Raw genomic sequence first — 11,854 nt, 5'->3', positions numbered from 1 at the left:
ATGGCGTTGAGAAGTTGCCGGAAGCCAGTTCTCGCCGGATGCGACATATGCACGCTACTCACGCGTAGCGCGCAGCTGACAACGGTGCGCGACAACCTGCGAGATGCCTCAATCGCGACGACCGGGATCTACCCTCAGAGTGACGAGCTCACGCGGGCGCACCAGATCAGCCGCGCTTTCGCAGCACACTACCGTGGACCCGCCTGCGGGATCATCGCAGGTCGACCCGTTGCGGTATTCGAGACCGAAGCGAAGTGGGTGCCCGGTGTAGAAAGTCTTTTGATCTTTAAGCGCATCTAGCCCAACTCATCGTCATCGAGACGCGGTTGAACATCGGGGAGCGGGGCACGCTCCCCGAATCAAAGTCAGCGAAGCCGGAAGCTAACGCCAGACTGGGACTACACACCGAGGCGCGTCACTGAAAGTGACGGATCTGACCGGACCGTGATCTGAAAGCCGGGCAGTATTTTCACGAGCGACGACAGTCATTCCCCAACTTAACCGTTGATGTGATCCGCCGCACCCGTATCCTTAATGAAGGCGAGCAGGAGCTCGCTGAGCCGAGCGGGCTGCTCCTGCTGGATCCAATGACCGGCGCCGTCGATGAGCTCGATGCCTCCCATTCTGGTCGCAGCCTTCGTCCTCATAAGATCGATCGCACCCGGCGCCGAATAGGTGCCCCAATCGCTCTTCCCGCCAATGAAGAGCGACGGAACATCGATCGTCTTGCCCGAAAAAAGACGCAACTCAGCGTTCAGGTCAGGATCGGAAAAGACGCGATAAGCCTGCAGGGCGCCCTGAAACCCCGTGCGGCCATACTCCTTCGTGTACACCTCAAGTTCCGGCTCGGTGAGCCATTTGCTGGCCAGAACCTCAGCGGAGGAAGGTTGGAATGGAGCGACAGTCTCGGGCATTGTCTTGCCGAGATCCATGACGTAATAAGTGGGCATCTGTGCAAGTTCTACGGCGGTTAGTGCCTTCAACGGATGCGGCTTGTTTCCCGGCCAGTCGGCGCTCTTGACGTAGAAAAATGCACGGAGAAACGCGTGTAAGCCCTGAGGAGGGTGCCACATGTCGTGGTTCGCCTCCCGTGTGCTCAGGTATTGCTGGTAATGCTCTCTCGGCGGGTCGAGCGCCGCCAGCGCGGCCGCTAACTTTTGATTGCCCGTGTTCGGCTGAACCGGCGATACCTTGCTTTCCGCAATGTCGAACGGAAGCGTCGGCGGACCGGGGAACGGTGCGCTCATCAGCACCACAGAGGGAAAGACGTCAGGGCGGGCCAGTGCGCAATAGGCCGCCACTGGCGAGCCGAGGTCATGCCCGACGAGCATTGCCGTACGCCGATACCCCAACGCCAAAACCAATCCGAGGGCGTCGCGCGTCATATTCAAAAGGCTGAAGGGCGCTAGCTGGGCGTCATAGTCGTTCACCCAACCGGTGGTGCGGCCAAAACCCCGCTGGTCGGGCGCCACGACATGGTAGCCGGCGTCAGCCAGAATGGGGATCAGGTGTCGCCAGCCGTAAGCCAGATCGGGAAAACCGTGCAGAAGCAGTGCAAGCGGGCGGCCCGGGCTTTCGTAACCGGCTTCGAGAATATGGACATCGAGGCCGTTGACCCCATGGATCATGCGCGAGCGGACCCCCTTGGGAAGCGTGCCGTCGCCATATGTTGATGTAGTCAAATCAGTTCCTCTTATGGGGTTTGCGCGGGCGGGTCGAAGTAAAGCCGCAACGAGGCTGGCCGCGCCCATCGCAAGGACGGTTCGTCGGGACGCCGATGGCGTGAAACCAGGTAGGCTGCGCATCGCGGAACGAACCTTTTGGGCTGAGGATTTTGTAGAAGGGGGCATCGCCTAGTCTATGCTATGGTGATTGCCATAGTATGGCGGTCACCATAGAAGCGTCAAGCGAAACGTGTTATGTTCGCGGCATGCCACGTAAGACCGACGCCCGCGCCCGCGCGATTGCCACAGCCGAACGACTGTTTCGCATCCAGGGCTACACTGCGACGGGACTGACCCAGATCCTTGAAGAAAGCGGTGCGCCTAAAGGATCGTTCTACTTTCACTTTCCACGCGGCAAGGCACAACTCGCAGAAGACGCAATCGATAATTACGTTTCGAATCGAATTGCTGTATTGCGGGGCATTTCGGCAAATACGGCGGGTGACGCGCTGAATTTCGTTCATCGGATTTTCAGCACATTCGCGGCCGAAATGGTTGCCTCTGATTTCCAGTATGGATGTCTAATGCAAAATCTGGCGAATGAGCTGCCCGCGCTCGACGCTGAGTTGACCAAACGGGTAGCGCGCGGATTTGTCGAGTCGACCGAGATTATCGCGGAGCATTTTAGGGGGTGCGGTTTCGCTCCCGCACGCGCGTCCTCTACCGCAGCCGCGTTGGTAGCAGCCCTCGAAGGTGCGCGGACGATCGCCCGCCTGGAACGCACGACGGCTGTATTTGAGGCGCTGGCAGATGTTAGTGCCCAACGGTGGGCCGCCCCGGAGGAGTGAGTCGGTCCAATGTTCCCGGTCGGACGAAACTGGCGCCGATCATCCTGCGAGGAGCGCCGCGTCTTTCGAGAATGCCCACTCGCAGACCGCGGGCCGCTGGAGGAGTGTCCTGGGATTGTCCATTGCCGGACTATCACAACCAATCTGGCGTCGGCTTAAGCAGAAATATGTCACGCTAATTCTTTTGACTACGTTCGCTTGGGTCGCGCTAAGGCAGCCCGCCGACTTAAACGCATGGAAAACGGGCATGCAGACAAATTCGAAGAGGGCCGAACGGACCGGCCTGCCGGCGACCTCACGACTGAGCCAGTCGTACGGCAACGCTGATTTTGTCGATGCATTTTCAGTGGACTTGCCAGCGACTGTCTGCAACGACATAGAGGCTCTCGCGCGATACATCTTTGCAGGGCAACCCAGGTGGATCGCGATGCTGCTGAGAGTTCGCGATATTGCTGTATTGCCATTCGGTCTTAAAAGAACAATCGATCTGAAAGTTGCGAAGGACGACCGCCTGAATATTTTCCGCGTGTTCGAACGGCATGAAGACGAGATCATTCTTGGCGAGGACGACACGCATCTTGATTTCCGCGTGTCGGTCCTCGTGCAGCCTGCATCTGAACGTGGGCCCCAGCGACTGATCGTCACTACGCTTGTCTTCTACAATCGTCCGCTGGGTCGGACCTATATCAGCCTTATCGCTCCTTTCCACCGCCTTGTCGTGCGAGCCTCGCTCGACCGGGCACAGAAGCTCGGATGGGTCTGCCGCTAACGGCGATTCCGATGAACGCTTCCTTCCAGCGGGCGTAGATAGCCAGACGCTCAGAGTCGCGCTTTCCTGAGGGCGGGGAAGGACCAGGCATAGCTATCCATTTCCACCTGATCAGCCACGCGCTCGCTCTCTTCACTCGCAGACACTCATAGCTGCCTGACGGTTTTCCTTATCAACACCGTCTTCGGATTGGTAAAGAGTTGGCGACCTTCAGCACCATGTTCCGTACCGAGGCCCGATTGCTTGTGTCCGCCAAACGGAATGTCGACGCCCTGGGTATGGATCTCGTTCACCCAGACCATTCCCGTTTCCAGGCGGTTCGCTACCGCTACTGCGGCCTGGGTATCGCGGCCCCAGACCGAGCCGCCGAGGCCAAACGGGCTGTTATTGGCGCGATCGATTACATCGTCTACATCGTCGTAGGCGATGATCGGTACGATCGGGCCGAACTGCTCCTCCTGTACAATTTTCGCGTTCTCCGGCGGGTTGTCGACAACCGTAACCGGAATAAAATAGCCAGGACCTTTCTCGTCGACGTTTCCACCAAGAACGATCTTCTGGCCGCCAGCCTTGATGTCGTCGAGAAAATCTTTCACCTTTTCGTACTGCATCCTGTTTTGCACCGGCCCGATCGTAACCTCAGGATCGAGCCCGTTACCAAGCTTTTGTTGTCGGGCATAGTCAACAAAGGCCTCCACGAAGTCGGGATAGAACGACCGGTGAACGTAGAGACGCTTGATACCCACACACCACTGGCCTGAGTTACCGATAGCCCCCCAAAACAGTTGCGGGATGATCGATCTGTAGTCTGCGTCAGGAAGCACAATCGCTGCGTCGTTACCACCCATCTCAAGCGTCACGCGTTTGACGGTTCCAGCGGCAGCGCGCAACACGTGCTTTCCCGTCTCTGTAGAACCTGTGAAACTGATCTTGGCGATGTCGGGATGGTTGGTCAGCAGAGGACCAAGCTCATCGCCGCCCGAAACAACCGACAGCACGCCTGGCGGAAGGACGGATTGCGCAATCTGTCCAAAGCGCAGTGCGGATAACGGAGTGAAGGGCGAAGGCTTGATCACCATGGTGTTGCCAGTAATCAGCGCAGGCGCCACCTTCCATAGTGTAAGCAGCACCGGAAAGTTCCACGGCGTGATGGCGCCGATCACGCCGAGCGGCGTATGGTGCAACTCGACAATGTGTTCCTCGGTCTCCTCGACGATCTCGATCGGAATCCGACGGGCTGCGATCTGACGAATCCACGAGATGGACTGATCGACCTCCGGCTCCGCCATGGATTTCAGCGGCTTGCCCTGTTCGAGAGTGAGAAGGCATGAGAGTTCATCCCGATGTACTTCAAGTGCATCGGCGTAGGCGTTGAGATACTCCTGGCGCCCGTCGTAGCCCAGTGCCGACCATGCTTTGAACGCATGCTTTGCCGCCGCGACTGCTCGCTCTAGTTGCTCGGCTGAAGCTGCGGGAGCCTTGGCGAATACTTCGCCCGTAGCCGGGTTGATCACATCAATGCTGTCTCGCGACTTCACAAGATCACCACCGATGCTGAGGTAGTACGGGCCGTGGAACATGCCGGCCGATTGAACTGCCTGAAGTGATGCAGACATGAGTCATTCTCCAGATTGTGGGTGCAGAGATACCGTGTCCGAGATCCCCGCAACACATAGTTTCAATTTCTAAGAATATTTGAAGGATTACTAAATGTCAGTGAAAGAAAATTTATCTTGATCAACCAACAGAGCGGAAAACGCGGGCTGGTTCCTGACACTGGGCCGCTCCAGCATTCTGTCGTACCAGGCCATTAGCGCGGTGCACTCAACCGGTAAGGGCAGCTTCACAATGGAAGCGAAGATCATCCCACCGATTACGGTGATGTCAGCCATTGAAAATTCGTTTCCGGCAATATACGGTTGGTTTCGAAGAACCGCATCGAAGTAATGCATCCCGCGCAGGGCTTTGTCACGCTGCTTGAATCCCCATTCGGGGTTCTGATACAGCTCGACCTGCGGCCCTAGCCCCGGCGTCCCGTGATGGAAATACACGCTTATTGCGTCGAGCAGTTCCAGTTCGGCACGCTTGCTCATCATATGGATCAAGCCCTTTTCGGGCGGCGCTCTACCAGTCAGCGTCGGCACGCCATCGAGTGCATCAAGGTACTCCGTAATGGCAGTGCACTCGGCAATGCAGGTTCCGTCACCGAGTTCGAGCACAGGTAGCGTCCCCGAGTAGTTCTTGCTCGCAATAAACTCAGGTTTCTTGTGCTCGCCGGCATACAGATCAACCATCACGAACCGCGCTCGCGATTCGAGATTCTTTTCCGCCAACGCAATGCGAACACGTGTCGGGTATGGCCCCTGCGGGAAGTCATAAATCGTCATCGTCGACGACCGATCGTCATCGCCGCTCGTTGTGACAATACTCATACGTCTTTCCTTATCTGGTTGTGGTGTAACGAACATGAGTAATCTACCTAACGTTCGTTAGGGTTAACATATGCGCTACAATCCGGGTTGTCAACACTGAGTAGTCGATGCGGAGAACCGTATGTGAGAAGCGAATCGAACACAGGCTCCAGAGAGCGAATTGTGGCGGCGGCCACGAAGATTGCTCAGGCCCACGGCTACAGTGGGTTGAATTTTCGTAGTCTCGCGGAAGACGTCGGGATCAGACCCGCTAGCATCTATCACCACTTCACGAACAAGGCCGACCTCGGGGCGGCGGTCGCACGACGCTATTGGGAAGACTCGGCGGCGGTTCTCGAAGCCCTGTTGGCGGAATCACCAGATCCATTGGATTGCCTGCGCCGGTACCCCGAAACGTTTCGCAAGGCGCTGGAAAACGCAAATCGCATCTGCTTGTGCAGCTTCATGGCTGCCGAAAGCGATGACCTTCCCGATGAAGTGATGAAAGAGGTCCGATCCTTCGCTGACGTGAATGTTGCGTGGCTGAAAAAGATTCTTTTAGCGGCAAAGGTAGTCGGTGCCAAGGCAAGTGATCAACGAGCCCACGCTATCTTCGCTGCCGTCGCTGGTGCGCAACTCATTGCCAGAAGCCGTTCGGACGTCTCTCTTTATGACACATTGATCAACGGCTATCGTGCAGCGGGCCTACTTCCTGCCTAGCAAATTTCTGAAGTGTGTGAAATGCTCTCATCCGCGTGGTTCGGGCTATGGAGTCGATTCTTGCCTGGCTGATGTGTTGCATGAGGTCGATAACACCACGACGTCCCAGCTTGGCTCATCGAGCGAGGGAAAACTGGCCACCGGCTGCCTCGCGTCACGCGATCGGCTCCGGACGCTAAGCGTCGTATAGCGAGCGTCAGCAAACATCTTCGCGCCCAAGCGGCCCGCGCACGATTGTGGGAAGGATCTGGCCGATCGAGGTGATCGTGCAAGCGGTCGGCTTCACCGATCCCGAGCGGATGAGATGGGCTCTTGTCAAACTGTACGGCATGTTGCCTCAGGTAGAACGCCGCCTTAATCGGCAGATCGGGCAATCAAGACGACACGACCTTTGAACGATCAACAACCATTTGCGAACGGCAAGATGTGGTGTTGAACCGTGATTTTTAATAACATTACCGCATGTATCGTGGCTTCGCGAGATGATCGAGCTCCAGTTGTTCCGTATCGTCGATCAAGCCGAGGATCTCGATGCATCGCTCGTAATAAGCCCGTCCAAACGCGCGTACTTGCTGTCTGTGGGTCGTGCGGTGAATGAGCCGTACGCCCAAGCGATTCTCCAAAGCCTGAAGATAGTTGCCGACCATGGTCGGCAACAGCCGGCGTGCGTCCGCTGCCGCCGTCAGACTGCCGGTTTTCACGACACGTCCGAAGACGGTCATCGCCTTAAGGACATCCATTGCTCAGTTTTAGTGGATTCTGTTCGACGACGCATTGCATTTATCCTGTTTAATTTTAGGAATACATTGCGGATGTGTGAACGAAAAGGAGAGTCAAAATGCTATATGAACTGGCGACATTGTCGTGTCCGCTTCTGAAACAGGATGTTGTTTCCGGTTGCGCGCACAGTTGGGTATCAACTACCGATGCGGCAGGCAGGCTGCTCGGAGCATGGCGTACGGAAATTGGCGAATTGTCGCGCATTGTCGTGATGCGCGGCTTCCAGACGCTGAGTGAATTACAGCATGAGCGCAATCGTGGATTAACCGCCGAACAACCCTTTGGAATTGAAAGCGCTTCCGTTCAATTAACCATGGAAAGCTACGCGCTTTTTCCCTTCTTACGGGACATCGAACCGGCGACTTTTGGCGACTTCTACGAGATTCGCCGCTACTGGCTAAAAGCTGGAGGCATTGTGCCGACCATTGCCGCGTGGGAATGTGCCGTGGGTCCGGCCGAAGCCTACACGTCGCATCTCATTGGCAACATGTATGCACTAGATGGACCGCCGCGCATTACTCATATTTGGGGATTCTCGAGTCTGGAAGAGCGTATGGCTTTAAGAAAGCGGCATTATGCCGAGGGCCTTTGGCCACCGAAAGGCGGTCCGGAGCAGATAGAAAGGGCAACGTCGGCGATCTGCTTGCCGGAAGTGTGGTCGCCTCTGCGTTGAATTTTCATCGGCTCAGCACTCCAGGTGCATCATTGGGCCGCAAGTAAACATTCGCTGAGAGCATCTGACTGCGAGGTCAGACGATTGCCGGATCAGATTGCCTGAGATCAGGCCGCCGCTGGCGATCTGTCTCAAAGTTTTCTCAGGAGCGGAGTGCTCTGTTCCGTCGACGGTTACTGACTTTATTTCGCAGCAGCATCACCGGGCCTCGGTCTCATCGCTTTATGACGGACTTTGCACTTGGGCATCATTGTCGAGCGACGTCTTCATGGTCAATGACTTTCAGTCTGCCCCTTAGACGGACTTTATTCTCCCGGATCAATGGCTGAATCGGGAGTTGGGGTCGGTGGGTAGACCGTGCATCAGCAGAAATACCGGAGAATTTTTTTCACACCGACGTTGAATATCCATCGTTGGACGCCGTTCCCGGCTGACGTCGATACTGCATTCAAGCCGGCGCGTCTTGATGTCCGCCGGTCTGGGATCGCACACCGCTGGTGGATAACGCCGTAACAGAAGGGTGCGATAGATATCGAAAAGCGGAATGGAAGGTGAAAACATGAGTAACAACGTCGACTACACCAAAATATCGATCAAGACTCCTGAGCAGATCGCGATGCTTCGCGTCGCCGGCCGCATCGCGGCAATGGTCCTGCAGGATTTGACGCCGCATATTCAGCCCGGTGTGACGTCACGCCAGATCAACGATATTGCCTACGATCTGATCGTGAACAAGTACCACGCCGAGATCGACCGGGAAGACCTGGCGGGTTACGACTCCAGCGAGTACGCGTGTATTTCGATCGCGCACAACGAGAACGCATTCAGTGGCGAGCCGAACGATCTGCCGTTGAAAAAGGGCGATCTGTTCGGTGTCGACGTCAGCATCAAGAAGGAAGGGTGGTGCGGCGATACGCAGCGCATGTGGATCGTCGGCGAAGAAACCAGCTCGGAGGCACGTCTGTTGATGGCGGTCGGGTATCAGGCGATGTGCCTCGGCATTCAGCTCGTTCGTCCCGGTGCCAGGCTTCAGGACATTGCGCGGCAGGTGCAGGCTTACGTCGAGTCGTTCGGGTTTTCGATGCTGCGGGTGCCGAGCGGGACAGGTCATTCGACCGGACAGGTTCATGCGGATGGATGGCTGATTCCGTACTACGACTCGCCGGTGAACGAGGGGCGGGTGCTGGAGAAAGGCATGGTCATCACCGTCGAGCCGTTCATCTGCGCCGGCAGTGGAGAAGGCATTCGCCTGAATAACGTCACGCGCTCGGCGCAGACTGCGGACAAATCGCTCGCGGTGTACTGGGAGCACGTGGTTGCCGTCACAGACACCGGGTGTGAGGTGCTCGATCTCCGTGAAGGAGAGGACGTGACGTTCTACGATTCCCGCTCGCGTCGCTGATGCCTATACCAAGTACCTTGGTGCCGGCCACGAGCCGGCACCGGGTCGCCGGAAAATGAATCCTTCACATCGCGGCCATCTACGTCGCCTGATCGACGACCCTGGCCAGCCATTCCGTGAACTGGAGGATGGCGTCGCTCTTGGGATTGTTCTCCCGCCAGCAAACGTAATAGTCGAGATGCGATGGAATCCGCGTGTCTCCGATCTGCACGAGGGTCTGGCTGCGCAGACAGGAGTGAACGAGCCGCTGTCGCAGCATGGCCACGCCCTGGCCTGCAAGCGCGGCCTGGAGCAACGAGGATGCGTCGCTGAACATCGGGCCGTGCGGGGGATCTCCTGCGTCGACTCCGGCAGCATGAAAGAATTCTTGCCAGGAGCGGCTGGCGAAACGCAGCAGCGGAATCTCGGGCAGACGGGCGACGGTCAAGGGCTTATACCGGTCGAGGAACGCAGGAGCGCACACGGCGATGACCCAGTCTTCGACAAGCTTCTTCGACTGAAATCCGTGTTTATCGATCCGTCGATGCCAGATGCCGATATCGGCGTCATGCCGCTCGGGTGGGCCGACACCGTTCTGAATCGAAATCGAGAGATCCACGCCGGGATGCTGCTCCGAAAACGCATCGAGTTGCGGGATGAGCCACATATTCGCGAAGTCAGCCATCACGCTGACGTCGAGCACCTGGCGCCGGGGTTTGCTTTCGTCTCTTGCTTCGAGCAGCGCCATCTCGATGCCGTTGAGATTGTTCCGGATGCGTTCGGCGAGCAGCAGACACGTCGCTGTCGGGATCATTTCGGAATGCATACGAACGAATAGCGACGTATCGAGAAACGACTCGATTTGCCGGATCTGGTGGCTGATGGCGCTATGCGTGAGATGCAGTTCCTGCGCGGCCAGCGTGAAGCTGCGTCGACGGGTCGCGACTTCAAGCGCACGCAACGCGGAGAAATTAAGGCGCAATCGTTGGGTCATGGGGATTTAACGGGCTAGGCCCTATCGATTCGGTCAATAGCGGTAGCGTACAGGGCACCGGCAAAACATCGCGTACCCGAGAAGTCAGGGAAGCACCGGCGGGTGATAGTCGAGCGTGCGTGCCAGCAGCCACAGCATCAGGAGCACCAACGGCAGATGCACCATCAACTGCGTAAACGTGTAGCCGACCACATCGCGGGCGCGCAGGCCGAGAACGCCGAGTAGCGGCAGCATCCAGAACGGATTGATCAGGTTGGGCAGTGCTTCGGCCGCGTTGTACACCGTCACCGCCCAGCCGAGGTGGACATGCAGGTCGTTGGCCGCCTGCATCACATAGGGTGCCTCGATGATCCACTTGCCGCCGCCGGACGGCACGAAGAAGCCGAGCACGGCCGAGTAGATCCCCATCACGCCAGGGAACGAGTCCCGCGACGAGACCGCGACGAAGAAACTCGACAGATGATGCGACAGCGTCTGGCCGTCGGTGCCTGGTGCTTTGGTGAGGATATAGGCAATGCCGCCGTAGAGCGGAAACTGGATCAGCACCCCCGCCACCGATGGCACCGATCGCGCGATCGCGTCGAGAAAGCGGCGCGGGCGCCAGTTGAGCAACATACCGAGCATCAGGAACACGAAGTTGTACGTGTTGAGATTGGAGATCGCCAGCAGTGGGTTTTTGCCGGTGAACTCGTGTCCGATCCAGATGATGCCGAGCGCGACGATCAGCACCGTCACGATTGGACTGTGTTCGAGCCAGTCGCCGGGACGTTGAGGGCGCTCGTACGCCTTCGCTTTATCGTCGAGCGATACGCCTAGATCTGCCGCTATCACCGCGCGTGCATCGCGCGGTGCCGAAAAGTACGCGAGCACGGCCGACACCACCGTCAGCACCGCGACAATCGTCATCGACTGCGGCAGGAAGATCGTGTCCGAGAACGGGATCACACCGGTGATGTCGACCAGCGCTTTGGGCAGGCTCGCCGGATTGCCCTGCAATTGCGCGGCCGACGAACTCAGTCCGAGCGCCCACGTGGCGCCCATGCCGAGATAGGCGGCGGCTGCGCCCGCTCGATAGTCCATGCGAATGTCGGCGCGGCGCGCGATCGCGCGCACGAGCAGACTGCTGAACACGAGGCTGATCGCCCAGTTGAAGAGCGAACAGGCGATGCTGATCAGCGCGACGTAGGCCACGGCGCTGCGCCCGCTGCGCGGCAACGTGGCAAGTCTGTCGATCAGCCGCGCAGCGGGCGGCGAGACTGCGACGACGTAGCCGGAGATCGCCACGACGGCCATCTGCATCGTGAACGGAATCAGGCTCCAGAAGCCGTCGCCGAACGCAATGCCGACTTTCGCGACCGATACGCCGGTCGACAGCGCGCCTGCCGCGCTGACGATCACGGCGAGCGCCGCGAATAGATAAGCGTCTGGAAACCAGCGTTCGGACCAGCGCGTAACCGCAGCCGCGAGGCGTTCGAGCATGCCGCTGTCCGGCGGAGCCGAAGCGATGTCCATCGTTGAAGATTCCCGTTTCATGTTGTCTCCTCCTCTGTGTGTGTATCGATTCGCGTTGGTGTGCCCGTGCCTGCTGCTATCTGTCGTCGCCGGCCGTGCGCC

The 11,854-nt window shown here is 58.0% G+C and carries 10 protein-coding genes and 1 pseudogene; 5 read left to right on the top strand and 6 right to left on the bottom strand.

Annotated elements, in window-relative coordinates; genetic code table 11:
• Positions 1-497: 497 nt before the first annotated feature.
• Positions 498-1,628 carry an alpha/beta fold hydrolase gene (locus tag E1748_RS06620; RefSeq protein WP_133647272.1) on the bottom strand — a complete coding sequence of 377 codons (1,131 nt, stop codon included), beginning with the start codon at positions 1,626-1,628 and terminating at the stop codon, positions 498-500.
• Between the two features lie 254 nt (positions 1,629-1,882).
• On the opposite strand from E1748_RS06620, the gene E1748_RS06615 reads away from it, so the two are divergent.
• Both E1748_RS06615 and E1748_RS06610 read left to right on the top strand, forming a co-directional pair.
• Positions 1,883-2,512: a TetR/AcrR family transcriptional regulator gene (locus tag E1748_RS06615; protein WP_133646312.1), complete on the top strand. Its 630-nt coding sequence runs from the start codon at positions 1,883-1,885 to the stop codon at positions 2,510-2,512.
• Positions 2,513-2,759: 247 nt separating this feature from the next.
• A complete protein-coding gene (locus E1748_RS06610) occupies positions 2,760-3,281 on the top strand; it encodes a DUF2867 domain-containing protein (RefSeq protein WP_133646311.1) in 522 nt (173 codons plus the stop codon).
• Positions 3,282-3,427: 146 nt separating this feature from the next.
• Here the strand turns inward: E1748_RS06610 and E1748_RS06605 are convergent, their stop codons facing one another.
• Both E1748_RS06605 and E1748_RS06600 read right to left on the bottom strand, forming a co-directional pair.
• Complete coding sequence (locus E1748_RS06605; protein ID WP_133646310.1) at positions 3,428-4,897, bottom strand: aldehyde dehydrogenase family protein; 1,470 nt, start codon at positions 4,895-4,897, stop codon at positions 3,428-3,430.
• A gap of 90 nt (positions 4,898-4,987) precedes the next feature.
• Complete coding sequence (locus tag E1748_RS06600; RefSeq protein ID WP_133647271.1) at positions 4,988-5,668, bottom strand: glutathione S-transferase; 681 nt, start codon at positions 5,666-5,668, stop codon at positions 4,988-4,990.
• A 168-nt stretch (positions 5,669-5,836) separates the two neighbouring features.
• Between E1748_RS06600 and E1748_RS06595 the strand changes: the two genes are divergently transcribed.
• Positions 5,837-6,412 carry a TetR/AcrR family transcriptional regulator gene (locus E1748_RS06595; RefSeq protein ID WP_133646309.1) on the top strand — a complete coding sequence of 192 codons (576 nt, stop codon included), beginning with the start codon at positions 5,837-5,839 and terminating at the stop codon, positions 6,410-6,412.
• 467 nt (positions 6,413-6,879) lie between these two features.
• On the opposite strand, the pseudogene E1748_RS06590 reads toward E1748_RS06595, so the two are convergent.
• Positions 6,880-7,152 (bottom strand): annotated as a pseudogene (locus E1748_RS06590) (LysR family transcriptional regulator); the annotation flags it as partial.
• A 98-nt stretch (positions 7,153-7,250) separates the two neighbouring features.
• Between E1748_RS06590 and E1748_RS06585 the strand changes: the two are divergent.
• Together E1748_RS06585 and E1748_RS06580 are read left to right on the top strand one after the other, a co-directional pair.
• Entirely contained in the window at positions 7,251-7,865 is a 615-nt protein-coding gene (locus tag E1748_RS06585; RefSeq protein WP_133646307.1) for an NIPSNAP family protein, read from the top strand.
• A 559-nt stretch (positions 7,866-8,424) separates the two neighbouring features.
• Positions 8,425-9,267, top strand: a complete 843-nt coding sequence (locus E1748_RS06580) for a M24 family metallopeptidase (protein WP_166653511.1) — start codon at positions 8,425-8,427, stop codon at positions 9,265-9,267.
• A gap of 79 nt (positions 9,268-9,346) precedes the next feature.
• On the opposite strand, the gene E1748_RS06575 is transcribed toward E1748_RS06580, so the two are convergent.
• On the bottom strand, positions 9,347-10,240 hold the full coding sequence (locus tag E1748_RS06575; protein ID WP_133646305.1) for a LysR substrate-binding domain-containing protein: 894 nt from the start codon (positions 10,238-10,240) through the stop codon (positions 9,347-9,349).
• Positions 10,241-10,324: 84 nt separating this feature from the next.
• Positions 10,325-11,773: a short-chain fatty acid transporter gene (locus tag E1748_RS06570; protein ID WP_205965201.1), complete on the bottom strand. Its 1,449-nt coding sequence runs from the start codon at positions 11,771-11,773 to the stop codon at positions 10,325-10,327.
• Positions 11,774-11,854: the final 81 nt, after the last annotated feature.

This window comes from Paraburkholderia flava, assembly GCF_004359985.1.
Taxonomy (GTDB): Bacteria; Pseudomonadota; Gammaproteobacteria; order Burkholderiales; family Burkholderiaceae; genus Paraburkholderia; species Paraburkholderia flava.
Note: the sequence above shows the minus strand (reverse complement) of the source record. Positions and strands in the feature narration are given on the sequence as shown.

Bases quoted from the DNA above. Each gene is read 5' to 3' on its own strand.
- E1748_RS06605 (WP_133646310.1), bottom strand. From the start codon at position 4,897: ATGTCTGCATCACTTCAGGCAGTTCAATCGGCCGGCATGTTCCACGGC.
- E1748_RS06610 (WP_133646311.1), top strand. From the start codon at position 2,760: ATGCAGACAAATTCGAAGAGGGCCGAACGGACCGGCCTGCCGGCGACC.
- E1748_RS06570 (WP_205965201.1), bottom strand. From the start codon at position 11,773: ATGAAACGGGAATCTTCAACGATGGACATCGCTTCGGCTCCGCCGGAC.
- E1748_RS06575 (WP_133646305.1), bottom strand. From the start codon at position 10,240: ATGACCCAACGATTGCGCCTTAATTTCTCCGCGTTGCGTGCGCTTGAA.
- E1748_RS06585 (WP_133646307.1), top strand. From the start codon at position 7,251: ATGCTATATGAACTGGCGACATTGTCGTGTCCGCTTCTGAAACAGGAT.
- E1748_RS06620 (WP_133647272.1), bottom strand. From the start codon at position 1,628: ATGATCCATGGGGTCAACGGCCTCGATGTCCATATTCTCGAAGCCGGT.
- E1748_RS06615 (WP_133646312.1), top strand. From the start codon at position 1,883: ATGGCGGTCACCATAGAAGCGTCAAGCGAAACGTGTTATGTTCGCGGC.
- E1748_RS06600 (WP_133647271.1), bottom strand. From the start codon at position 5,668: ATGACGATTTATGACTTCCCGCAGGGGCCATACCCGACACGTGTTCGC.
- E1748_RS06580 (WP_166653511.1), top strand. From the start codon at position 8,425: ATGAGTAACAACGTCGACTACACCAAAATATCGATCAAGACTCCTGAG.